At 43.0% G+C, this 24,110-nt stretch carries 26 protein-coding genes; 17 read left to right on the top strand and 9 right to left on the bottom strand.

What is annotated here, in order from left to right:
* Positions 1–4: 4 nt before the first annotated feature.
* Positions 5–1,327, top strand: coding sequence for a peptidase M20 (locus tag C0213_09255; GenBank protein ID AUX12595.1), 1,323 nt, complete (start codon positions 5–7; stop codon positions 1,325–1,327).
* A 49-nt stretch (positions 1,328–1,376) separates the two neighbouring features.
* Here the strand turns inward: C0213_09255 and C0213_09250 are convergent, their stop codons facing one another.
* The 3 genes from C0213_09250 to C0213_09240 all read right to left on the bottom strand — a co-directional run bounded on the left by C0213_09250 (position 1,377) and on the right by C0213_09240 (position 5,436).
* Positions 1,377–2,723 carry an aminopeptidase gene (locus C0213_09250; protein ID AUX12594.1) on the bottom strand — a complete coding sequence of 449 codons (1,347 nt, stop codon included), beginning with the start codon at positions 2,721–2,723 and terminating at the stop codon, positions 1,377–1,379.
* A 356-nt stretch (positions 2,724–3,079) separates the two neighbouring features.
* Positions 3,080–4,402, bottom strand: coding sequence for an aminopeptidase (locus C0213_09245; GenBank protein AUX12593.1), 1,323 nt, complete (start codon positions 4,400–4,402; stop codon positions 3,080–3,082).
* A 350-nt stretch (positions 4,403–4,752) separates the two neighbouring features.
* Positions 4,753–5,436, bottom strand: coding sequence for a ribose 5-phosphate isomerase A (locus C0213_09240; GenBank protein AUX12592.1), 684 nt, complete (start codon positions 5,434–5,436; stop codon positions 4,753–4,755).
* A 197-nt stretch (positions 5,437–5,633) separates the two neighbouring features.
* Between C0213_09240 and C0213_09235 the strand changes: the two genes are divergently transcribed.
* The 14 genes from C0213_09235 (at position 5,634) to C0213_09170 (ending at position 16,794) form a co-directional block, all read left to right on the top strand.
* Positions 5,634–6,173, top strand: a complete 540-nt coding sequence (locus tag C0213_09235; protein AUX12591.1) for a dUTP diphosphatase — start codon at positions 5,634–5,636, stop codon at positions 6,171–6,173.
* A gap of 72 nt (positions 6,174–6,245) precedes the next feature.
* Entirely contained in the window at positions 6,246–7,610 is a 1,365-nt protein-coding gene (locus C0213_09230; GenBank protein AUX12590.1) for a DNA repair protein RadA, read from the top strand.
* Between the two features lie 30 nt (positions 7,611–7,640).
* Positions 7,641–8,753, top strand: a complete 1,113-nt coding sequence (locus tag C0213_09225; protein AUX12589.1) for a PIN domain nuclease — start codon at positions 7,641–7,643, stop codon at positions 8,751–8,753.
* A gap of 417 nt (positions 8,754–9,170) precedes the next feature.
* Complete coding sequence (locus C0213_09220) at positions 9,171–10,577, top strand: cysteine--tRNA ligase (GenBank protein ID AUX12588.1); 1,407 nt, start codon at positions 9,171–9,173, stop codon at positions 10,575–10,577.
* A complete protein-coding gene (locus tag C0213_09215) occupies positions 10,574–10,981 on the top strand; it encodes a Mini-ribonuclease 3 (GenBank protein ID AUX12587.1) in 408 nt (135 codons plus the stop codon). The genes C0213_09220 and C0213_09215 overlap by 4 nt, the downstream gene beginning before the upstream one ends.
* Positions 10,968–11,855 carry a 23S rRNA (guanosine(2251)-2'-O)-methyltransferase RlmB gene (locus tag C0213_09210; protein ID AUX12586.1) on the top strand — a complete coding sequence of 296 codons (888 nt, stop codon included), beginning with the start codon at positions 10,968–10,970 and terminating at the stop codon, positions 11,853–11,855. The genes C0213_09215 and C0213_09210 overlap by 14 nt, the downstream gene beginning before the upstream one ends.
* Before the next feature lie 3 nt (positions 11,856–11,858).
* Positions 11,859–12,392 carry a DNA-binding protein gene (locus C0213_09205; GenBank protein ID AUX12585.1) on the top strand — a complete coding sequence of 178 codons (534 nt, stop codon included), beginning with the start codon at positions 11,859–11,861 and terminating at the stop codon, positions 12,390–12,392.
* 77 nt (positions 12,393–12,469) lie between these two features.
* Positions 12,470–13,030 (top strand): sigma-70 family RNA polymerase sigma factor, encoded by a 561-nt coding sequence (locus tag C0213_09200; GenBank protein AUX12584.1) that lies wholly within the window; start codon positions 12,470–12,472, stop codon positions 13,028–13,030.
* A 125-nt stretch (positions 13,031–13,155) separates the two neighbouring features.
* Entirely contained in the window at positions 13,156–13,305 is a 150-nt protein-coding gene (gene rpmG, locus C0213_09195; protein ID AUX12583.1) for a 50S ribosomal protein L33, read from the top strand.
* A 9-nt stretch (positions 13,306–13,314) separates the two neighbouring features.
* Positions 13,315–13,494 carry a preprotein translocase subunit SecE gene (locus tag C0213_09190; GenBank protein AUX12582.1) on the top strand — a complete coding sequence of 60 codons (180 nt, stop codon included), beginning with the start codon at positions 13,315–13,317 and terminating at the stop codon, positions 13,492–13,494.
* Between the two features lie 97 nt (positions 13,495–13,591).
* Complete coding sequence (locus C0213_09185; GenBank protein AUX12581.1) at positions 13,592–14,140, top strand: transcription termination/antitermination protein NusG; 549 nt, start codon at positions 13,592–13,594, stop codon at positions 14,138–14,140.
* A 458-nt stretch (positions 14,141–14,598) separates the two neighbouring features.
* The gene (locus C0213_09180) at positions 14,599–15,456 is read left to right on the top strand and encodes a lipase (protein AUX12580.1); all 858 of its coding nucleotides are present in this window, start codon (positions 14,599–14,601) and stop codon (positions 15,454–15,456) included.
* 124 nt (positions 15,457–15,580) lie between these two features.
* Complete coding sequence (gene rplK, locus C0213_09175) at positions 15,581–16,006, top strand: 50S ribosomal protein L11 (protein ID AUX12579.1); 426 nt, start codon at positions 15,581–15,583, stop codon at positions 16,004–16,006.
* 98 nt (positions 16,007–16,104) lie between these two features.
* Positions 16,105–16,794 carry a 50S ribosomal protein L1 gene (locus C0213_09170; protein AUX12578.1) on the top strand — a complete coding sequence of 230 codons (690 nt, stop codon included), beginning with the start codon at positions 16,105–16,107 and terminating at the stop codon, positions 16,792–16,794.
* 58 nt (positions 16,795–16,852) lie between these two features.
* Here C0213_09170 and C0213_09165 read toward each other — a convergent pair whose 3' ends face one another.
* The gene (locus tag C0213_09165) at positions 16,853–18,043 is read right to left on the bottom strand and encodes an acetate kinase (protein ID AUX12577.1); all 1,191 of its coding nucleotides are present in this window, start codon (positions 18,041–18,043) and stop codon (positions 16,853–16,855) included.
* Between the two features lie 315 nt (positions 18,044–18,358).
* On the opposite strand from C0213_09165, the gene C0213_09160 reads away from it, so the two are divergent.
* On the top strand, positions 18,359–18,862 hold the full coding sequence (locus C0213_09160) for a 50S ribosomal protein L10 (GenBank protein AUX12576.1): 504 nt from the start codon (positions 18,359–18,361) through the stop codon (positions 18,860–18,862).
* A gap of 63 nt (positions 18,863–18,925) precedes the next feature.
* Positions 18,926–19,294, top strand: coding sequence for a 50S ribosomal protein L7/L12 (locus tag C0213_09155; protein ID AUX12575.1), 369 nt, complete (start codon positions 18,926–18,928; stop codon positions 19,292–19,294).
* 234 nt (positions 19,295–19,528) lie between these two features.
* On the opposite strand, the gene C0213_09150 is transcribed toward C0213_09155, so the two are convergent.
* The 5 genes from C0213_09150 to phnW are packed head-to-tail and all read right to left on the bottom strand — an operon-like array spanning position 19,529 to position 24,108.
* On the bottom strand, positions 19,529–20,389 hold the full coding sequence (locus C0213_09150; GenBank protein AUX12574.1) for an ABC transporter permease: 861 nt from the start codon (positions 20,387–20,389) through the stop codon (positions 19,529–19,531).
* Entirely contained in the window at positions 20,386–21,174 is a 789-nt protein-coding gene (locus C0213_09145) for a phosphonate ABC transporter permease (protein AUX12573.1), read from the bottom strand. The genes C0213_09150 and C0213_09145 overlap by 4 nt, the downstream gene beginning before the upstream one ends.
* A gap of 3 nt (positions 21,175–21,177) precedes the next feature.
* Entirely contained in the window at positions 21,178–21,921 is a 744-nt protein-coding gene (phnC, locus tag C0213_09140; protein AUX12572.1) for a phosphonate ABC transporter ATP-binding protein, read from the bottom strand.
* Positions 21,922–21,953: 32 nt separating this feature from the next.
* Positions 21,954–22,979, bottom strand: coding sequence for a phosphonate ABC transporter substrate-binding protein (locus C0213_09135; GenBank protein ID AUX12571.1), 1,026 nt, complete (start codon positions 22,977–22,979; stop codon positions 21,954–21,956).
* Positions 22,980–22,998: 19 nt separating this feature from the next.
* Positions 22,999–24,108, bottom strand: coding sequence for a 2-aminoethylphosphonate--pyruvate transaminase (gene phnW, locus C0213_09130; protein AUX12570.1), 1,110 nt, complete (start codon positions 24,106–24,108; stop codon positions 22,999–23,001).
* Between the last annotated feature and the right edge of the window lie 2 nt (positions 24,109–24,110).

Raw genomic sequence — 24,110 nt, 5'->3', positions numbered from 1 at the left:
TTTTGTGAAAGCGATTCGAGCGGATTTTAAAGCTTTATTTGAACCATATGAAGCAGAATTTTTGGCCGATTTGAAGGCTGTTTTGCGGGTGCCGAGTGTTCGTGGCGTTAAAACGTATCAAGCACCATTTGGGATTGGGCCTAAGCGGGCGTTGGAAGCGGTGTTGTCTATTGCGACGCGAATGGGTTTTAGAACGGGGCAAGTCGGTGATTGTGTTGGCTGGGCTGAATATGGGCCGGCTGAAAGCCAAGCACCAACGTATTTTGGCATCTTGGGCCATTTGGATGTAGTCGACGTTGAAGATGATTGGCATTATCCACCGTTTGATCTCACCCAAGTGGATAACTTGTTGTACGGACGTGGGGTATTGGATAATAAAGGGCCACTTTTATCCACGTTGTTTGCACTTTATCTGATTAAAACGCAAAAAATAACGTTTAAGCACCGGGTCCGAATTATTTTTGGCACGGATGAAGAGTCAGGGAGCCAAGATATTCCGTTGTATCTACAACAAGAAGCAGCGCCGTCCGCCGGTTTTACGCCAGATTGTAAGTTCCCGGCCGTTTATGGGGAACGTGGTTTGTTAGACGTTCAGTTATCGTTGCCGATTACAGACGGCTCTGAGCGCCAAATTACAGCGATTGACGGGCAGTTTGCCAAAAGTTATTTACCAGATCACGTCCGCCTGCTTTTAGCGGATGGGACGGTTAAAACTTATCAAGGAAAAAAAGCGCCAAGTAATGCACCTGAAATGGCGGATAATGTGTTACCGGAATTAGTGGCAGACGCTAGCCAATTGACAGGGCAGACCGGTCAATTTTATCAGTGGCTTGCTGCTAAAATTGGTAATCAATCAACTGGGGAAAATCTGGGGATCAATTTTGAAGATGCAGCCTCGGGGGCTTTGCAGCTAGCCTTTTATGGGTTGTCAATTGAGGCGCAACAGTTGAGTTGTCATTTAACGTGTCGTTATCCGATTTCGGTGACTGAAGAACAATTGTTAGCCGGTATCGAAGCGGCGTTGTTACCGGGGATGACGGTGACGGTTAAGCGGCGGTATCCATCGCAAGTAACTGATCCGCAATTGCCATTTATTCAACAATTATCAGCGATTTATGCGGCTGATACAGGCTTAGATGGCACACCGGTGACGACGACCGGGGTGACTTACGCCCGCGCCTTACCGAATATCATCGCGTTTGGGCCTTCTTTCCCAGGACAAAAGGGCATCGCGCATAAGGGTGATGAATGGCTCCAATTCAGCGATTGGCAAATGATGATGCAAATTTATTACGATAGTTTGTTAGTTGTTGGCACACAGGATTAGGACAAACTAAAAAGGCCAGGGCAAATTTGTCCTGACCTTTTTAATTTGTTTAGCGACTTGCTAATGCGCCCATTGGATCCCATGGTGCGAGAACGGTTGGGTGATCGTATTCTTCTTTTTCAATCCGTTGCATTTCTGCTGTTAAGAAGCGTTTGTTGATGACGATTTGGTAGACGAATTCGTCAAACCAGCTGTCGCTCATGACGAAGTAGCCCTTAGTACCGACTTTATCGCCCCATGAGTTTTCAACCTTCCATTTCGTTGGTTGACCATCAACGATATCAACGCCAGTAATGACCATTGCATGCGTCATTAAACTTTCACCGTAATCTAGGCGTTCGCCTTTAGAAATTGAAAGGTCCATGTTGAGTAATGCTGCTTTTTGATAGATTTCCGTATCCATGATACCCAGTTTACGGTCGGATGATTGGCCAACATCGCTACCAAACCAAACTGATTCGCCAGCTTGGAGTTGTTTGATGGCAAGTTGTTTGAAATCATCGATATCAAGATTCAAATGGCGAACTTCACGGCCGCCAACCACGTTGCCGAGCATTTCGACGCTATATAAGTGGTTGTATGGTTTGTCCGCTGTTGGGGAATTGATTAATGAAACGTAATTTTCGAGGTCCCAACCAACATATTTTTGATAAAAAGTTTGTGGTGTGAGGCCCTTTTCAATGTGGTAGTTGTGGTCATCATCGCGGTATTCGAAGTCAAATTCAACAGGGGGTTCGCCCAATGCGAAAACAAGCATCCGGTAAACTTCAGTCAACATTGTATCCTTCTTTGCTTGGATATCAGCTTCGCTGACACCATCGGCAACCAATTGACGAAGGGTGACGGCATCTTTTCTGAGTTTAAGGTTCAAGACACTGTTGAGTTCGCTTGATTTCTCACTGTTATAAGTTTCGGGCATGACTGACTTAGGCACAATCCCGTATTTTTCGATGAGGGCGCATAACATATCCCATTGACCACCGTCTTGTTGGGGTGTCGTCATTAAAAAGTCGACTTTGCGATCACCGATTGGTTGATTGGCGGTTTTTAAAACATTTTCGTAGAAGTAGTTTGATTTTTCGAATTTATCCCAGAAGTTCGTATAATTTTGCGAAAGTTCGAAATCCTTAATCTTGAATTGTGCTTGTAAGCTATGACGCATCGTATTTAATGCGGCAAACATCCAGCAACGGCCGGATTGCTTTTGATTTGAAACGGCGCCAGTATCTAAATCGATTGAAAAGACTGGGTCCATCAAAGCCTTTGAAGTTGTATTTTGACTGCTGGCTAAAAAGCCGTTGTTCATCACCGTATTTTTAATGACGTTTGATTGTGGAACCGCCTTGAAATCGGCTTTGAATTGTTGAATATTTTCGGGTGTGATAGCTTGAACCATTGAAAAAACCTCCTTGAGAATTGGGATGGATTATTGATATTTCTTAACGTGCTTTTCAAACCATATTCCTGTGTCTAGCGCCACAAGTCAAACGATTACTTCCAGTAATCATTCACCTTGTTACGCTAGTACTCGGAATATAACTGGTTTGAACGCACTTCTTTCTTTAACGTGCTTTCATCAACAACTTCTTCCGCCTTACCTCACTTGCCAAATCAGCGATTGCATCGCCAATTCGTCAAGTGCTGTAAGTGCACAGAAGTTACTTGTTGATGACGCACTTCTTTCTTAATGTGCTTTTCAAGCTAACTTTCTGTGCTAATGCTCAAAAGTTGACCAGCTTGAACGCACTTATTTTATTGGAGTGCGTCCCATGGGTCTAGTTTGATTGGGGTTTGGTCTAGTAAGGCTTGTTCTTCTTTTGTGAGGTATTCTTTTTTGATAACCACTTCGTATACGTAGTCATCAAACCAAGCGTCGCTCATGCTGAAGTAGCCTTTATTGCCGACCTTGTCACTCCAAGTATTTTCAACTTTCCATTTTGTGGGTTGGTCGTCAACTAAATCGACACCGGTTAGCGTCATTGCGTGAGAAACAACGCCTTGGCGATAATCAAGTCGCTGGTCTTTAGGCATTGTTAAGTCGATGCTGAAGAGACTTGAATAGTCATAGAGATTGCTGTCCAACCAGCCTTTTTGCCGGTCTAAGTCGGCGAGCACGTCGTTACCAAACCAGATTGATTCACCTGCTTTGAGTGATTGAATCGCTAATGCTTTTAGACGGTCGGGTGGGAGGTTCAATAGGCGCATTGGATGGCCTTCGACCACGGTATCTTGTGAGTCTAAGCTGTAAAGTTGGTTGTATTGTTTACTGGCTTGCGGGCTGCTGACAACTGTGATGTAATCATCAAAATGACGATTTAAATATTTTTGATAGAAGCTCAGTGGCGTGAGACCTTGATCCAGGTGATATTGTTGATCATTGTCGCGATAGGCGAAGTCGAATGTTTCAACCGGTTCGCCAAAAGCGTAAACGCTGAGACGATAAATGTCGCTTAACATTGCTGTTCTAGTTTCGCTGATTTTGGCTTCGCTTGCTTGATCAGCAACTAATTGGCGGAGTTTAATCGCATCTGTCCGTAATTTAAGGTTTAAGGTACTGTTGAATTCAGTGGTTAAATCACTATTGTAAGTTTCGGGCATGACGGACTTAGGAACGGCACCGTATTTTTGAATCAAAGCAACGGCGTTGTCCCATTGGCCGCCGTCAAAATCAGGTCCGGCAAGTGCGAAGGCGACTTCGCGATCCGTAATGGGTTGAGTAGCTGTTGCTAGAATTTTTTCGTAGAAAAGATTGGCTTTTTCAATCCGATCCCAGAAAGAGAGATAGTTTTGGGAAAGTTCAAAGTTCTTCACGTTATATTTTTGTTCGAAATCATGACGAAGTGTATTGAGTGTGGCAAATAGCCAACAACGACCACTCTTTTTTTGGAAGCTGACGTCACCGGTTGGCAAGTCAATCGAGTAGGTTGGGTCAAGGGTTACGGCAGCATCAGGACGCTGAGCGACCGCGTTAATCCCGTTGTTCATGACGGCATTGCGTAGCGTTTGGGCTTGCGGCATGTCGGCGAGTACTTGGCGCATCTTGATTAAATTAGCATGTGTAATTTCTTGGGTCATCTAATCACTCCTTAATTTCAATATACCTCAATTCTAGTTGATTTAACGGGAGAAGTAAACACGAGATGGAGGGGATAATGATATTGGGATTAATTATAAAATGAGTAAGAAAACGGTTAATATGAGAATTGCTTTGTACCGTTAAAGATAAAAAATAACCATCATAACGAGTATGATGGTTATTTGGGGGATTGGCATAATCTAGTCACTTGAAGAGTAGGTTATCCCAAACGTGCCATATCAACCTGATTCTTGCGTTTAGCGTCGTTAGTCAAACAACTGATTACATTGGTTATTCGCCTACCTATGCTAATCCTCAGAACATGACCACTTTGAAGGACACTCTGTTTTTATCTGGCTTTTAAGATTTTGACGCCTTCTGGTGAGCCTACTACGACTTCGTTGACGAGGTCTAAGAATAGGCCGTGTTCAACGACGCCGACTTGTTCGCTTAACCAAGATGCTAGTAAGTGCGGATGTGTGATTTTTTCAAGGTGCAGATCAATCACTTCATTTTTGGAGTCTGTTAAGACGCGTTGACCATCTTCGGTTGTTCTGAATTCTGGGTTAAGGCCTTCTTTGACGAACTTGTTGAAAACTTGTTGACTGCCAAAAGGAATCACTTCAACGGGGAGTGGGAAGCGGCCGATTGTATCGACTACTTTTTCTTCATCAACAATCCAGATGTTGCGGGTTGAGGTTGTTGCCACTAGTTTTTCGAATAAGTGGGCAGCGCCACCGCCTTTAATCCCTTGGAAGTTAGCGTCAACTTCATCGGCACCATCAATTGTCAAATCGATATGATCGACTTCATTGAGTGCTTTGACGGGGATACCAAGGGATGTTGCTTGTTCTGCAGTTCTGATTGATGTGCAGACGCAAGTTAAGTGGAGGTTTTCAGCCTTCACACGTTTAGCGAGCGCTTCGACCATGTACACAACCGTTGAGCCAGTCCCAAGTCCTAAAATCATATTGTCTTCGACGTAGTCCACTGAGCGTTCAGCAGCCATTTTTTTCATTGCATTCTTATCCATTAAGACACCTCTTCTATATGTTTATAATGCCATTATACGCAATAACCGGTAAAAAAGCGCTTTAAAATAGGCATTTTTTGCTAAAATTTCTATTAAATCCGTCGCGGGCATTATTCAAGTTAGTTGGTTTTCATGGTATGATACAGTAGTAAAAAATAGCGCCAAATTAGGTGTTAATAATATAGGAGCTTTTTTAGATGAAAAAACGAGGATTCGAAATAGTAACCAAGTACCAATCAGCAAACTTAAGTTTACCAGTGCGGTCGACTGCACATTCAGCAGGATACGATTTTGCTTGTGCAGAGGACTTCGTTTTACCATCCATCTGGCATTATAATTTTGTCCGTCTATTTCGGATGATTCGAAACGGCAAACCACTAGTTGATGATGATTTTGAACGGGCTTCTAAGACCTTGAAACCTTTCCTAGTACCAACGGGGATTAAGGCCTATATGCAAGATGATGAATATTTAATGATTGCTAATCGTTCAAGCAATCCCTTGAAAAAGGGGTTAGTGATTCCCAATGGTGTCGGGATTATCGATTCAGATTATTACGGCAACGATGCCAACGAGGGTGAAATTTTTATTCAAATGTTGAATTTCAGTCCGCGTGATATTATTTTGCGAAAAGGCGAACGAATTGGTCAAGGTATTTTCATGCCATATCTTGTGGCTGATGATGAAGTAGCTGTGACAACTAAACGGACCGGCGGTTTTGGTTCATCCGGTCGTTAGTCCGCGCTAACGGTAATCAGTAGTCGATATGTGCTAAAATAGTAGACAATAAGGGTAGTAAAGGAGAATCTTGTGGCTAAAGTTAAAACGCAGTTTGTCTGCCAGAATTGTGGCTACAGTTCCCCCAGATTCTTGGGGCGCTGTCCGAATTGTGGTGCTTGGAATCAAATGGTTGAAGAACGAGAACAACCCGCCGCAGCGGCCAAATCAAATTTCACAATTTCAGGCCGGGCCACTGAACCTGAAAAAATCAGTACCGTTAATATCCAAAAAGAACCCCGTGTCAAAACGGAATTAAATGAATTGAATCGCGTTTTAGGTGGCGGTGTGGTGCCGGGCTCACTGATTTTAATCGGTGGGGATCCTGGGATTGGGAAATCCACCTTGTTACTACAAGTTTCAGGGCAACTTGAAAAAGTGGGTAAAATCCTATACGTTTCAGGTGAAGAAAGTGCCTCGCAAATTAAGATGCGGGCGAATCGATTAGGGGTTAATGGCGATCAATTGTATCTGTATCCCGAAACGGATATGGGCAATATTCGCCACCAAATCGAAACGCTCAAACCAGAATACGTCGTGATTGATTCGATTCAAACAATGAGTGAACCAGAAGTGACTTCTGCAGTCGGGAGTGTTTCACAGGTTCGCCAAGTGACTGCAGAATTGATGCGGATTGCTAAAACCAATCAGATTACTATTTTTGTGGTGGGACATGTGACTAAAGAAGGGGCGATCGCCGGTCCGAAGATTTTGGAACATATGGTAGATACCGTGTTGTACTTTGAAGGTGACACGCATCACACGTACCGAATTTTACGATCGGTTAAAAACCGGTTTGGTTCAACTAATGAAATCGGGATTTTCGAAATGCGGGAAGCGGGTTTACAAGAAGTCGCTAACCCATCTGAAATTTTCCTTGAAGAACGGCTGGCCGGTGCGACTGGTTCAGCGGTGGTGGTTTCAATGGAAGGGACCAGACCAATCTTGGTTGAGTTGCAAACTTTGATTACCCCAACCTTGTTCGGGAACGCAAAACGGACATCTTCAGGGTTAGACCATAATCGGGTGTCATTAATTATGGCGGTTTTAGAAAAGCGGGCGAGTTTGATGCTTTCCAATCAAGATGCTTATCTTAAAGCAACCGGTGGCGTTAAGTTAGACGAACCAGCGATTGATTTGGCGATGGCCGTCTCGATTGCTTCCAGTTATCGCGATAAAGAAATTCCACCAACCGATTGTTTTGTCGGCGAAATTGGCTTGACGGGTGAAATTCGACGGGTCAACCGGATCGAACAACGCGTTGGCGAAGCGGCGAAGTTAGGTTTTAAACGCATTTACGTTCCTAAAAATAATTTGCAAGGTTGGGAGCCGCCAACTGACATTCAAGTCGTTGGTGTTACAACTATTGCAGAAACTTTAAAAAAAGTATTCAACTAGGCATAAGTTGGTGCGAGAGGAGGTTTTATGATGCAACAAAAACCATTAACTAAAAGAAGAGTGTTAGGTATCGTCTTTGTGATTCTAGGGGGTGCTTTAGGGATCACGGCCTTTCCGGAGTTTTGGCGAGTCGTTCATTTAGAATTAGTCACATATCTCAATAATGGCATTACCAATGCCGTGTTAGGTGCAATTATTTTTTATCTTTTATTCTTGGTACTAGCTAGTCCGATGTTACGCGCAATGCGTCAATTGGAAAAGGCGTTGTTTAAACAATCCCCTAGTTTCCTATTATTTGGGAGTGTATTCTCATTAATTGGCTTGTTATTAGCGAATGTTGTTTCGATTCCGTTATACCGGATGCCGATTTTTGTTTTAAATACAGTGGTACCGATCCTATTGATGTTTGCGCTTGGTTATTTAGGCTTTAAGGTGGGGACGACCCGTCTCGATGAATGGCGTAAGTTCTTACAACCTAAAAAACGCAATACTGACGTGCTAGAACGCAAGGTAGATGATAATTTCCGGAAGTATAAGATTTTGGATACAAGTGTCATCATTGATGGTCGGATTAAGGAAATTGCTAAGACCGGCTTTATCGAAGGCACCTTGATGGTCCCTAATTTCGTTTTACATGAATTACAATTAATTTCCGATTCTGCAGATAACTTAAAACGGGCGCGTGGTCGTCGTGGTTTAGATATCTTGAATGAATTACAAAAGGACGAAAGTTTATCTGTCGAAATGTACGATGGCGACTTTGAAGATTTAACGGAAGTCGATGGCAAACTAGTCAAGTTGGCGAAGTTGTTAGATGGGATTGTGGTCACTAATGATTACAATTTAAATAAAGTCTGTGAATTCCAAAACGTCCCTGTTTTTAATATCAATCAATTGGCCAATACATTGAAACCAGCTGTCTTACCTGGAGAAGCGATGACCGTCACGGTAGTCAAAGCCGGAACCGAACGGCAACAAGGGGTTGCTTACCTTGAAGATGGCACGATGATTGTTGTTGAAGATGGCCAGCATTATCTCAATAAACCATTAGATGTGATTGTCACAAGTGCCTTACAAACGGCTGCTGGACGAATGATTTTCGCTAAACCAGCACACCAACAAAAAGGCTTGAATGAAAAATAAGCATTCAGATGACTTTACATGGTCACCAATAATCGGTATTATTGAGACTAACTAAACTGTATAAATTGATGAAGAGAAGAAGTAGATTAGCCGAATTTTCAGAAAGCTTCTGGGTGCTGTGAAGAAGTAATTGGGTTAATCGAAATGCACCTTGGAGATGCTAGTAGATTTTTACTGCTAGTCGGGACACCGTTATCTGCTTGAGGCATTTTTGCGAAGAAAAGTGGAACCACGCTCAACCGGCGTCTTTTGTTAATTAACAAAGGGCGCTTTTTATTTGGAAGAGTACGGAATAAGCCGGGTATCTTCTGAGGATTAGCCTAATCAGACATATTACCGACAAGGTCGGTGATATGTCTGGATGTAGCTAACCGGAAGAAGATGGCTTATGACGCACGTTTAAGAAAGGAAGATTCGATGCTAACCGTTTATAATACCCTCACACGCCAAAAAGAAACCTTTAAACCCCTTGAAGAAGGCCGCGTTAAGATGTACGTCTGTGGGCCAACTGTGTATAACTATATTCATATCGGTAATGCGCGTAGTGCGATTGCGTTTGATACGATTCGCCGCTATCTCGAATATCGCGGGTACCAAGTTGATTACGTTTCAAACTTCACGGATGTTGACGATAAGATGATTAAAGCGGCTAACGCGGAAAACATCACCGTGCCAGAATTAGCAGACCGCTACATCGCTGCCTTTAAAGAAGATACTAAAGCCCTCAATATTGAACCAGCAACCCTTAATCCACGGGCAACTGATAATATTGAAGAAATCGTAGCGTTCATCCAAGATTTGATTGCTAAAGAGTATGCTTATGCCGTTGACGGTGATGTTTATTACCGGGCCCGCAAATTTAAGGCGTACGGTCATCTTGCTGGTCAAGATCTTGATCAACTCGAACAAGGCGCCAGCGAACATACGGCAACAGAAGAAACTTTACGTAAGGAAGATCCAATCGATTTTGCTTTATGGAAAGCTGAAAAAGGCAACGAGATTACTTGGGACTCACCTTGGGGCAAGGGCCGCCCTGGCTGGCACATCGAATGTTCCGTGATGTCGACTAAATACTTAGGCGATACGATCGATATTCATGGTGGTGGCCAAGATTTGGAATTTCCCCATCACGAAAATGAGATTGCTCAAAGTGAAGCCAAGACCGGTCAAACCTTTGTAAATTATTGGTTACACAATGGATTTGTAACGGTTGGGGACGACGATCAAAAAATGAGTAAGTCACTGGGCAACTTTGTGACGGTTCACGATTTGATTCAAGAAGTTAATCCACAAGCCTTGCGCTTTTTGATGAGTAGTACGCAATACCGGCGCCCAATTCGTTACAGTCAATCATTGTTAGCAGAAGCCCAAACTAATTTGGATCGCTTGAAGACGACGCTTGATAACTTGGCTTTCCGTCAAGCAACGGCTGAACCAGGTGAAGACCAAATTGTGATGGATAAGGCAGCTGAACTGGAAGCGGCTTTTGTCATAGCGATGGACGATGATTTTAACGTTCAAAACGGTTTAACCCAATTGTACGAACTGGCTAAATTAAGTAACCAATATTTGGAACAGACAACGGTTCAAGCCGATACATTAACGTCATTGGCAACCCGTTTAACCCGGCTATTAGCCATTTTTGGGGTTGTGTTTAAAGCGGATCAGTTATTGGATACGGAAGTTGAAAGCCTAATTGAAGAACGCCAAGCCGCTCGAGCAGCTAAAGATTTTGCTAAGAGTGATGCGATTCGGGATCAATTGAAGGCTCAAGGGATTATTTTGGAAGATACACCACAAGGAATGAGATGGAGACGCGCATGAAAAACGCTTTACAACTAAACGGGATTGCCTTAGCTTATATGGGAGATTCAGCCTATGAAGTTTACGTGCGGGCCCATTTATTAGAACTCGGCTTAACCAAACCGACTCGCTTGCAACAAGTTGCAACACACTATGTGTCTGCTAAAGCGCAAGCTGCTTTGATCGGTTTGATGATCGATGATAATTATTTAACAGAAGAAGAAATGAATATTTTTAAACGCGGTAGAAATGCCAAAAGTTATACGAAAGCCAAGAATACGAGTGTTTCGACTTATCGGACCTCAACTGGCTTTGAAGCGGTTTTTGGCTATCTATACTTAACTGAACAACAAGAGCGCGTCGCTGAATTAGCCCACTGGTGTATTCAACAAGTCGACGCTGGGAGGACCCATGAGAAAAAATAATAACCAATCTTATAACCAAAAAAATAATGAATTTAATAGCCGTCGAACGGCTAAAAATGCTGCCAAGCCAACCCGGCGTCCAGCTAACAAGAAACCAGCAGCACCCGTCGAAGAAGCAGCGGTTGAAGAACAAACTGATTTCGTCATCGGGAAACATGCTTCTTTAGAAACATTGAAGACCAGCGATGCCAAGAAGATTAACAAAATCTTCCTGCAAGATGGTTTGAAAGCTGACTTCGTACACGATGTTGTTAAATTGGCGAAAGAAAAACGGTTGATCATCCAAAATGTGCCTAAGAACAAGTTGGACTTATTGAGTGATCGTCAAAATCACCAAGGGATTATCTTAGCAATCGCACCGTTTGAATATGCCAGTGTTGATGATATTTTTGCTAAGGCTAAAGCACAAGAAGAAGAACCTTTTATCTTAATCTTGGATAACTTGGAAGATCCACATAACTTAGGATCAATTATGCGGACAGCCGATGCAGTTGGTGTGCATGGGATTATCATTCCGAAACACCGGGCGGTGGGGTTAACATCAACAGTCGCTAAAACATCAACGGGTGCGATCGAACATATTCCGGTGGCGCGCGTCACGAACTTAACGCAAGAAATTAAGAAACTCAAAGACCGCGGTCTCTGGATTTTTGGCACCGACATGGCCGGCACCGACTACCGTAAGTGGGATGCTAAGGGGCCAATCGGCTTAATCATTGGTAACGAAGGTAAGGGTCTTTCACCAATCGTTAAAAAAGAAGTTGATCAAACTTTGACAATTCCAATGGTGGGCCATGTGCAAAGTTTAAATGCCAGTGTTGCTGCGGGGGTTCTCATGTATCAGGCTTATAACAGCCGTCAACCTTTGGTATAGCTAATGAAAAAGCAGATTTTAATTGCAGATGGCTATAATATTATTGGTAACTGGCCGGAATTAAATAAGTTAAAGCAAAATGATCACTTGGCAGATGCACGCGATAGTCTATTGCAGACGTTATCGGAGTACCGGAAGTTTCGTGAGATTGAAATTATCCTCGTTTTTGATGCGATGTATGTGCCAGGGATTAAGCAAAGTTATGAACAATATAATCTTGAAGTGGTGTTCACTGAAGAAGATGAAACCGCTGATAGTTATATTGAAGCCTTGGCGGGTAAATTGATGTCACCGATTAATCAAGTCACCGTGGTTTCAAGTGATCAAGCTGAACAATGGACTATCTTTTCACGAGGCGCTTTGCGGGTATCCTCGCATGATTTTTACCGCGAGATTAAACGGACGCACCGCGAAATTGACCATGATGCCAAACGCTATCACAGCAAAGTAATGCAACGAAATCGGCCGTGGGATGACGAACAGTTAGAACGTCTAGCACAGATGCGCGATCAATTGAGTAATGAAGAAACAGATTAAACAAGCGTTCGCTTACGGTCTGGCAAAACTCTTGTTAAAATGACAGTATGGTTGTTGCGTGAAGGGAGTTTCGGTCAATGGAACAAACAAAGCGCGATGAACTGCTGATTTCAGCAGTGGCTCAGAATGATTCACAAGCATTAGACGTGTTATTCAAGGCGTACTTACCGATGGTGTATCACACCGTGGCACCATATTACATCCGATTATTCGATGAAGATGATTGGTTACAAGAAGCTCGGATTGTTTGTTACGAAACTTGCCAGTGTTACGATTGTCAGCGTGGCAAAAGTTTTGGTAGTTTCTACAAATTACGCTTTAAAAACCATATTCTAAATTTACTGCGCCGAGAACTCGCTCAAAAACGGCGGGGTGACCGCCAAGCAGTATTGATTGCGGAGCGACCAGAACGTGACGCGATTTCAGAAGACACGGTCACTTACTATCAATCGCAGTTTGAATTGCGATGTTATCTTGAAACACTGTCGCCATTTGAATTAGTGGCGTTTCGAGTATTGACCGGTCAGCTTTCAATTGATGAGGCTTGTTGCCAACTCGATTGTACGATTGACCAGTTGAAACGAGGTCAATCAAGGTGTCAGACCAAGTTAAAACGGTATTATCAAGAGAATCGTTAACCAAAAGCGGTGGGACCGGACTAAAACGGTTCACCGCTTTTGTTGATGGATTCTAAGATTGACAGGTTCGCCTGCACATGATAAAGTGAATGGGATAAACATCACTTAGAGAGGGGCTTTTAGTCATGGGTGTTAAGAAAGTCGCCTTAGCCTGTACTGTCTGTGGTTCACGTAACTATTACGTTGCTGAAAACAAGAACCGGACAGAACGTCTAGAGTTAAACAAATATTGTAAACATTGCGGACAATACGCACAACATAAAGAAACACGTTAACATAGGAGGATGAAGATGATTAAGTTTTTAAAAAGCGTTGTTGAAGAAATGAAAATTGTTACTTGGCCTAATGCCAAACAAACGCGTAAGGATACGTCAACTGTTGTCATGACATCTGTTTTATACGCAATTTTCTTTGGCGTCGTTGACTTAGCAATTCTCAAACTTCTTGAACTATTTATTTTTTAAAACTAGCTTAATGAAGCTGGTTTTGCTATACTTGTGGCAAGCAGAAAACTTCGCGTGGTCGGAGTTTTTTTATTTTGGTATTTAAAGGAGAACAAACATGGTTGAATCACTCGAAAAAAGCTGGTACGTATTACACACTTATTCAGGCTACGAAAACAAAGTTAAGGCGAACTTAGAATCTCGTGCCCAATCAATGGGGATGGAAAACAACGTCTTCCGCGTTGTTGTACCTGAAGAAGAAGAACATGAAATCAAAAATGGTAAGGATAAAGTTGATATGAAGAAAACTTTCCCTGGCTATGTTTTGGTTGAAATGGTGATGTCAGATGAAGCGTGGTTCGTTGTTCGGAATACACCTGGTGTAACTGGATTCGTTGGTTCTCACGGTGCCGGTAGTAAACCAGCGCCACTATTAGACGATGAAATTAACCAAATTTTACGTCAATTAGGCATGAGCACCCGTCATTTAGATGTTGAATTTAAAGTGGGCGAATCTGTTAAAATCGTGGATGGTGCTTTCTCTGGGTTAGTTGGTCAAATTACAGAAGTTGACGACGAAAAGATGAAGTTAAAAGTTAATATCGATATGTTCGGCCGTGAAACGGCAACCGAATTAGACTATGATCAAGTGGACGAATTAGTTTAGAGTGCGCCATAAGCCGGGTATATCCTGAGGAATAACAGAGAGTGGTGAATAATTGCTACAAGCAATCGTTTGGCATTCGGCGTTAGCCGCAAGGATATGGCTTATAGAACACGTTTAATTAGGAGTGCGTTACCAGTGGTTAGCTTTTGAGCATTTGCCAACTTGGCGAATTGGCGATGCAATCGCCGGTTTGATAAGTGTAGCAAAGCACAGAAAGCTACTGGTAAAAGCACGTTTAAGTAATAATCGAGGGACCGTGACAAAAGTAATTTTTGTTGCGGTCCCTTATTTGATAGTCGAATATTAATAGTGGAAACGTGCTTTTTGAAACTGACTTCTGTGCTTAGCGTCACTCGTCAAACAACTGCTTACAGCAGTTATTCGCCGAGCTGTGCTAATGCTCAAAGTTAAAGCGTTTCAAACGCACTTCTTATTTTAGATAGAATGATGTGATGAATATGTGGCAGATTATTAATCAGTTATTAGCAATCATTGTTATTTTAGTTGTGTCAGCAGTGAGTTTAATGGGGCTTGATTACTATAAATTAGCCCACGTGCAGCATCATTGGCACCCGCGCTTAACCCATTATGAAGCAGTACCGACGTTGTTTATCCACGGTTATCGGGGTAATCGGTATTCTATGGGACATTTATTGATGCGTCTGCAAAAAATGGGCGTCGCCAAAAAAGCGTTAGTTATCAAAGTTGCTGTAGACGGCACGCTGACGTTTAACGGGCCACAAGAATTGACCGCCAGTAACCCAACGATTCAAGTCCTGTTTCAAAATAACCACGCTGATGTCCAGGATCAAGTTCGCTGGCTCAGCCAAATTGTGGCCATCTTAAAAAAAGATTATGCAGTAACGGCGATTAATTTAGTGGGGCACTCGATGGGGGCAATCACGGTTTTGCGTTATTTACTGACCCCAACTGCTGTGCCGGTTAAAGCGGTCGTATTATTAGCAGCACCGGTCAATGATCCGTCGATTGGGCCGGATACTGCAGCCGTTTTTTGGAGTGAGCTAACGCAACGGGGACCACTTAAAAAAACGGCTAATTATAATTATTTAGCCCAACGAATTGCACATTTTCCTACTGAAATTAGCGTTTTGAATATTGCTGGCGAATTGTTGGGCACTAGTCGCCATGATGGTTCCGTCGCTGTTGATAGCAGTTTTGCGCTCCGCAGTTTATTACGGGGCCGAATCAACCGGTATCAAGAAATGCTCGTCAGAGGCGCCGGTGGGGCACACAGCATGCTACATGAGAATCGGTTAGTTGATCAGGCAATTAGTGATTTTTTGTGGCAAGAGTAATTTAAAAGAGCTTGCATTTTTCAGAATTGATTGGTATATTATGAGAGTATGTTTTCATACACTAGTGGGAGACCAAATATAATGGCCATCTTAACCACATCACGGACTTAAGGAGGTATGTTTCGTGGCTAAAAAAGTAGCAAACATCGTAAAACTTCAAATTCCTGCAGGTAAAGCAACTCCAGCACCACCAGTAGGTCCAGCTTTAGGTCAAGCTGGTATCAACATCATGGGCTTTACAAAGGATTTCAATGCACGTACAGCTGACCAAGCTGGTTTATTGATTCCTGTTGTCATTACTGTATACGAGGATCGTTCATTCGATTTCGTTACAAAGACACCACCAGCAGCAGTTCTTTTAAAGAAAGCTGCCGGTGTTGAAAAAGGTTCTGGCGAACCAAACACTAAGAAAGTTGCAACTGTAACTAAAGCTCAAGTGCAAGAAATCGCTGAAACTAAAATGCAAGACCTAAACGCTGCAGACGTTGAAGCTGCTATGCGCATGGTTGAAGGTACTGCAAGAAGCATGGGATTCACTGTCGAAGGTTAATTCATGCTTGACACTTTCAGTCGGATTTTCAATGAAAGTTGAAAAATCAAGTGGGAGGTCAAAAACCGTTCACCACAATTGCAAGGAGGAAAACCCTAATGGCTAAAAAAGGTAAAAATTATTTAGAAGCTGCAAAGCAAGTGGATGCTACTAAAGCATACACTGTTGAAGAAGCAATCGACTTAGTAAAGAAAGTTGATTTTGCAAAATTCGATGCATCTCTTGAAGTTGCATATCGTTTAAACGTTGATCCTAAACAAGCTGATCAACAAATTCGTGGTGCTGTCGTACTACCAAATGGTACAGGTAAGACACAACGCGTTGTTGTTTTCGCTCAAGGCGAACAAGCAAAACAAGCTGAAGCTGCTGGTGCTGACGTAGTCGGTGCCGAAGATTTAGTTGAAAAGATCCAAGGCGGCTGGTTAGACTTTGACGTTGCCGTTGCTACACCACCAATGATGGCTCAAGTAGGTCGTTTAGGCCGTGTCTTGGGACCTAAAGGCTTAATGCCTAACCCTAAGACTGGTACAGTTACAATGGACGTTACTAAAGCAGTTAACGACATTAAAGCTGGTCAAGTGGCATACCGTGTTGATAAAGCTGGTATCGTTCACGCACCAATCGGTAAGGTATCATTCGATTCTGCTAAATTAGTAGAAAACTTTAAAGCGATGCAAGACGTAATCATCAAAGCTCGTCCTGCTTCAGCTAAAGGTCAATACATTACAAGTTTATCAGTTAGCTCAACATTTGGCCCTGGTGTCAAAGTTGACGTTGCTAGCTTCTAAGTTGGTAATGCAAAAAGCGCTCATCCTTTCGGATGAACGCTTTTTTTGTGCTTTAAAATTAATCTTTAACGAGTGCTTTAACTTGTTTGGCAATCGCTAATTCTTCATTAGTTGGGATCATCAAGACCTTGATTGCTGAATCGTCGGTACTGATTTGACGGGCACCGTGACCTTGTTCGTTACGTTCTGGATCAATCTTAACGCCTAAAACGGCTAAGCGTTCGCAGACATCAGCGCGCATTTTAGCATCATTTTCACCAATTCCGGCTGTGAAAGTAATGACATTAGCACCGCCAAGTTCAACGTAGTAGCTGCCGATAAACTTAGCAGCAGAAGTGATGAACATATCATAAGCTAATTTAGCACGGGGATTAGTTGCTAATGATGATTGGATATCACGCATGTCAGCAGAAACACCTGAAACGCCGAGAATCCCTGATTCTGTATTTAAAAGGGTGATGATTTCGTCCGCACTCTTATTTAATTCATTCATTAAAAAGGGGACGATGGCAGCATCTAATGAACCGGCACGCGTGCCCATTGGAAGGCCTTCAAGAGGGGTGAAGCCCATTGATGTATCGACTGGTTTGCCATTTTGGCTGGCGGTGATTGAAGAACCGCCACCAAGATGTAAGGTGATTAATTTTAAATCTGCAACTGGTTGGTTTAAAAAATCGGCTGTTTCTTGTAAGATATAGCCATGACTAATACCATGTTCGCCGTATTTACGGATTTGGTATTTTTGGCTATCTTCATAAGGGAGACCATAAAAACTGGTTGCATCCGGCATATCTAAGTAGAATTGACTATCGAAGACAGCGACTTCGGGCACTGAAGTTGGTAGGATGTGCATTAAGGTTTCAATACAATCGACTTGCACGGGATTGTGTAAGGGTGCATATTTATCGAGTGCCTTGAGGGTTGCCAAATTATCGGCGGTGATTAACGTTGATTTTTCAAACGTTGTTGCGCCGGCCACCACTCGGTGACCAACGGCGACAATATCGCTAGGCGAGTCGATAATGGCATTGTCTTGTAATTGTTTCAATAAACGAATAACGCCATCTTCATAGGTTAGATTAGCGATTGCGACCTGTTCTTTTTGGCCGTTGAATTTAAAAGTAAAGCGCGCTTCTGGGGTGTTCATCCGTTCCATCAAACCGCTAGCCACTAAGCTTAAATCGGTTTGTTGAAATAGTTGCCACTTTAGGGATGAACTACCAGCATTGATAACTAAAATATTGTTCAAAAAGAAACACCTCTACTATCTTAATTTTCTTGAATAGCTATATTTTATACGCTATTTTCAGAAAAATAAAATAAGTATAAAATAATGCTACTATAATAAAAAAATATAGTTAAATTAGCATTGACGGCATGCTGCTTACATGCTATATTTGTAGTTGGTTATTTATGCTACCGAAGACTCAGGTGCCAATAGGCTTAATATCCTGCCGAGGAAGATACGTTGAAATCCCTCTCTATGTCTTGGTGGACATGGAGTTTTTTATTTTATAAGAAACTCTTGACCACAAGTTTTACAAATCTAATGGAGGTGAATCAATTGAGCGAAACAATCATTGCAAAAAAAGCACAAATTGTTGACACAGTTGTTGAAAAATTTAATAACGCTGTTTCTATCGTAGTTATGGATTACCGTGGCTTAACAGTAGAACAAGTTACTGAATTACGTAAACAATTACGTGAAGCTGGCGTACAAATGGAAGTTGTTAAAAACACTTACTTGCGTCGTGCAGCAGACAAAGCTGGTTACGAAGGTTTGGATGATACATTCACAGGCCCTACAGCAGTTGCATTTTCTAACGAAGATGTTGTTGCACCAGCTAAGATCATCGCTAACTTTGCTAAGAGTGCTGATGCACTTGAAATCAAAGGTGGTATGATCGAAGGTAAAGTGGCAACACTTGATGAAATCAACGCCTTGGCTACATTACCAAGTCGCGACGGTTTATTATCAATGTTACTTTCTGTATTACAAGCACCAGTCCGCAACGTCGCATATGCTGTTAAAGCAGTTGCCGACAGCAAAGACGAACCAGCTGCATAATTTAAAATTGTGTAGTTAAAAGTGTTATCAAAAAATATTACCCACAAAATGGAGGAAACAAAAATGGCATTAGACGTAAATGCAATTGTTGATCAATTAAAAGAATCATCAATCTTAGAATTAAACGACTTAGTTAAAGCAATCGAAGAAGAATTCGGTGTTTCTGCAGCAGCTCCAGTAGCAGCAGCAGGTGCAGCTGGCGCAGACGCAGCAGCTGAAAAAGACAGCTTTACTGTTGAATTATCAGAAATCGGCCAAGAAAAGGTTAAAGTTATCAAAGCCGTTCGTGAAATCACAGGCTTAGGCTTGAAAGATGCTAAGGGCTTAGTTGATAACGCTCCTTCAGCTCTTAAAGAAGACGTTGCTAAAGACGAAGCAGAAGAAATGAAAGCTAAATTAGAAGAAGTTGGCGCTGTCGTTAACTTGAAATAATTTAAGAGTGTGTCATTAACGGGTTGCTTTTGAGCATTTGCCTAATCAGGCGGATTACCGGCGTAGCCGATGATTTGACTGATGTAGCAAAGCGCAGAAAGTAGTTAATGAAAGCACGTTTTATTTCTAAGAGAACTCCACATTTGTGGGGTTCTTTTTTATAGCCCAATCAGCAGAACAAAATAAAACGGGTTCGCTTTTCAGTTGAAGCGCGAGCCCGTTTTTTTAATGGGATTAATTTGAGAGGTAGCGTTTTTGAAGCTTGATGGAAATAAATTCTAAGCAAGCGGTGACCGTTAAGCAGAGATAAACAATCACGCCGACTTCATGGAAATCATAGTAAAAGCCACTGGCGGTGAAGAGTTGATAACCGATACCACCGGCACCAGCAGCCGCACCCACGGCGATCGCGTTAGTAAAGTTGATTTCAAAGCGGATGAACGTCCAGGAAAGCAAAGCGGCAAAACTGCTAGGTAAGACTGCTTGGAAAACAATCTGCCACCAACTAGCGCCCATCGCTTTAAGACTTTCAATGGTCCCTTTGTCCAATGTTTCAAAACTTTCTGAATAGGCTTTTGTGAGATAGGCGAAACTGTGGAAACTTAGGCCAATCACAGCTGCATCAGCACCAAGGCCAATCACAATTGAGAAGATTAGCACCCATAAAATGGTCGGGATTGCGCGGATAATCGCCATTAGGGTCCGAATGACGGTCCCAATTTTCGGGTTGGCGAGGTTGTTGGCGGCTAATAGGCCGGCGAAGAAGGAACCGATGGCACCCAGTAAGGTCGTCAATGTCGTGAGGGCGACGCTATCGAGTAAGGCGCGGAGTAATTGGGGAAATGTGTCAGTCCCATTTAAGCGCGGTTGCAAGAAAATTAAAGTCATATTTTGACCCAGCGTTTTGAAGGCGGTTGGTAATTGCACGTTACCGATTGAAAGGGTCATTAGTTCGTATAAGCTGATGGCAATCAAAAGGCAGAAGGTCGTGACGACGGTTTTACGGCGCCGATTCCACGGATGGACTAAAATACGCTTAGCTATCGGTGGCGTGATTTCGGGTTGTGCTATCAGTTTGGGGGGCGTTTCAATCATCGCATTAATCTCCTGACTTGATTAGATAATAGTTCAACACAGACAACGCCGATAATGATGACGAGCGTCGTCATCCCAGCGAGGTCAAAACGGAAACTTTTGTAGTAAAGATCAAATGAAAAACCAATCCCGGTCCCAGTCAAAATGCCCACTAAGGTCGCATCACGAATGTTGTTTTCAATCATGTAGAGAATCCAACTCAATAATGAAGCGGAAATGCTAGGTAAAATGCCTTGGCAGACAATTTGTAAGTAGTTGGCACCGGTCGTACTGAGGGTCTCGTAGATATTGGTGGCTTTGGTATCAATCAAAGCCATGAAAGCCCGAGTTAAATAGCCAAAGGATCCTAGAAAAAGGGCTAACAAACCGGTTAAATCACTTTGTTTGAAGGCGAGCAGTAAAATCATCGCCCAAGCGATTAACGGAATATTGCGACAAAATGATGCGAATACGCGCGCGAATAGTTTGGTAAAGCGATTGATACCAGTTGTTTCTGAGCCGGTCAGGGCGACAATTAAGGCCAAGAAAGCGGCCGCTAAAGTGGCGGCAATTGAAAGGGTGACGGTTTGGGTAAACTTCGTCACAATCTCGGGGAGTGCGGCAATAGCCCGGCTGGTAGGCATGAAGTTGGTGACCATCCAAACGATAGCGGCTGGGATGGCCTTGACCGAGCTGACTAGATGGTAGTCGATCAATGTAGCTGTTGAAAAATAGAGGCCACTGAGCAATAGTGCGATTGCAATCAGCGCCAAGTTTCGGTTTCTGAAGAATTTTTGAACAGTCATCGGCTACTCCTCACTATCTTGGTAGAGTTGCTCAAGAACCGCGGGTGTCAATTCGTCTTGAACGCCTGAAAAGACGAGGTGGCCTTGATTAATGCCTAGAATTCGGTCCGCATATTCCCGCGCAGCATCGATTTGATGTAAGTTAACGATGCAAGTGATATTGGCTTTTTTAGTCAAACGGTGAAGATAATCCATCACAGTTTTAGCAGATTGTGGATCGAGTGAGGCAATTGGCTCATCACAAAGGAGTAAGTTGGGATGTTGCATTAAAGCGCGTGCGATTCCGACCCGTTGCATCTGGCCACCACTTAATTCATCGCACCGGTTATACATGAAATCAGCCAAGCCAACGGCGGTTAATAATGCGACGGCTTCTTCCTTTTCAGTTTGGGAGTACCAGCCAAAAATCCCGCGCAGCGTTGACTGGTAGCCTAGGCGACCGTGAAGGACGTTTTCGATAACCGTCAAATGAGGGACTAAGTTAGCGCTTTGGAAAATCATGCCAATTTGGCGGCGGATTAGCCGGAGTTCTTTTTTCTTTGCATGGCGGATATCTTGTCCGTCGAGGCTAATTTCACCACTATTGGTGTTGATTAGTCGGTTGATACTACGTAAAATGGTTGATTTGCCAGCTCCGGAGGGCCCAATAATGGCGATGAATTCACCTTTATTGGCTGTGAAGGAAACGTCGGTTAAGGCTTGGCGTCCAGTGGCAAAAGTTTTATGGATGTGGTTGACCGATAACATGCGTCAAAACCGCCTTTCAAGAGTTAGTAGGATTAATTTTTAGCAACGAGTTTATTAGTAGGTGCATACCAGTCATCTGTTACTTTTAAAAGTTGTGATTTACTTGATTCTTTCTTCCAGATAGCAGGCACTTTGGCATCTTTAGGAGAGAGAATTTTAGGATTGTCGGTGACGGCTTTGCTTGTAAATGCTTTGGTGATGTTTGCTTGATCTTTTTGGCTTAATTTATCAGTATTTGCGACGAAGGGGCCATTTTGAACGGGACTGATGGCAATCGCCACACTTTCTTTACCGCGAACGCCGGTGAAGGGGGCAGTGGCATTATCCTTAACGCGGAATTCTGACCCCACTTTGGTCCATGATCCTTTGGCAACATCGATATAAGCGTTGGTATCAATGTCATCGAAGACAGCGACATCAGCGTCGCCGTTGAAGAGGTTGACGGCAGAACCTTGGTGCGAGTTACCGAAGAGGACGGATTTGAAGAAGTGACCGTTTTGAGAAAGTTCGTCACTATTTTTTAAGTTAAACTTGCTTTGGATAGCGGCCACTGGAATTAAGTGTCCTGAAGTGGAGCTGACGGAAACAAAAGAGATTTTTTTGCCTTTAATGTTATCGATGTTGTATTGACCGTTCTTTTGGTATTGGGTTTCTTTGCCTTTGGGGACCATAAAATAAGAATGGTAAGCAGCATCTTTTAAAGTGCCAGAAGCGCCAGAAAGGGCAAATAAGGGTTGAACAGCTTTATTCTTAAGATGTGATTGGGCGTAACCTTCCGGCCCCATGAAAGCTAATTGGGCTTTACCAGAAGCGATGGCTTCAATCGCAATGTTGTAATCGGTGGTGGTTTGAATCTTGATTTTTTTACCAGTGGCTTTTTCAAGCTGTTGTTTGATCGCAGTTCGGGAAGCGTTGAAGTCTTTAGCAGATTCGTTAGGATAAAAGACCATGGTTAAGGTTTGATTACTGCTGGCTGATTTTTTTGAAGAACAACCGGCCAATGCCGCAAGCAATAGAATTGATAATAAGGCCAATAGGGCAGATAACTTTTTTTTCAAGGGTAGAACCTCCAATGAATTATAAGTATTGTTGAACCGCTTTGATTGTTTCTAATAAAGTCGTGATTTGGGTGCCATCGACATTGCCAATTGTGCCAATTCGGAATGAGGGCACTTTAGTTGTTTTACCGGGGTAAATAACGAAGTGGCGGCGTTTTAATGTGTTGTAGAAAGTTTGGAAATCAAACGAGTCGCTAGGCATTTTGAAAGTAGTGATGATGGGGGATTGGTCGGCAGTTGGTAATAAGGCTTCATAGCCTAGTGCTTGCATGCCAGCGACTAAAGTAGTTTGATTTTGGTGATAACGGTAGTGGCGGGCTTCAATCCCACCTTCGAGGGCGAGTTCGTGAAGGGCTTCTTGGAAGGCCAATACGGTATGGGTTGGTGATGTGAAGCGCCATTTACCAGGGTGTTCTTTGAAACTGATATATTGGGCGTATAAATCAAGCGACACAGAAGTGGAACGATTTTGACAATGTTCTAATTGCTGGCAGTTGGCAATCACGAATGAAAAACCGGGCACGCCTTGAATGCATTTATTGGCACTGCTGATTAGAAAATCAATGCCTAAGGTTGGCACATCAATGGGAATGCCGCCAAAGCTACTCATGGCATCAACAATTGTGGTGATGTTTTGAGCTTTGACCCATGGGAAAATGGTATCGATGGGATTTAAAATCCCCGTTGTCGTTTCGCAGTGGATCATTGCGAAATGGGTGATTTCGGGATGCTTTTTAAAGAAGGCTTGCACCAATTCAAGGGTGATTGGTTCCGTTTCGGAGACTTCGAGGTCAACGTGTTGAATTTGAAGGCGATCAGCCATTTCGGCCATTCGTTTGCCGTAGGCGCCGTTGATGGCAATCATTAAACAGCCGTAAGCTTGTTGATCCTTTTTAGGAAGGACAGTGTTGAGGACCGCTTCGACGCCGTAGCTGCCACTGCCTTGTAATAAGACGGCGGTGTAGTTGTCTAATTTGGCTTGGGCAAGTGCAACCAATTGTTGGCGGATATCTTCAGTGATGGCGAGGTAGTCTTGATCCCAAGTGCTAAGGTCGACTTGCATGGCTGCTTTGACAGCGGGTGATGTGCTGAGGGGCCCAGGGGTTAAAAGTAAATACGGTTGATTCATGA

Source organism: Latilactobacillus sakei, from assembly GCA_002953655.1.
GTDB classification, from domain to species: Bacteria; Bacillota; Bacilli; order Lactobacillales; family Lactobacillaceae; genus Latilactobacillus; species Latilactobacillus sakei_A.
The sequence above is the reverse complement of the archived record's forward strand: the minus strand, read 5'-3'. Positions and strand labels throughout refer to the sequence as shown.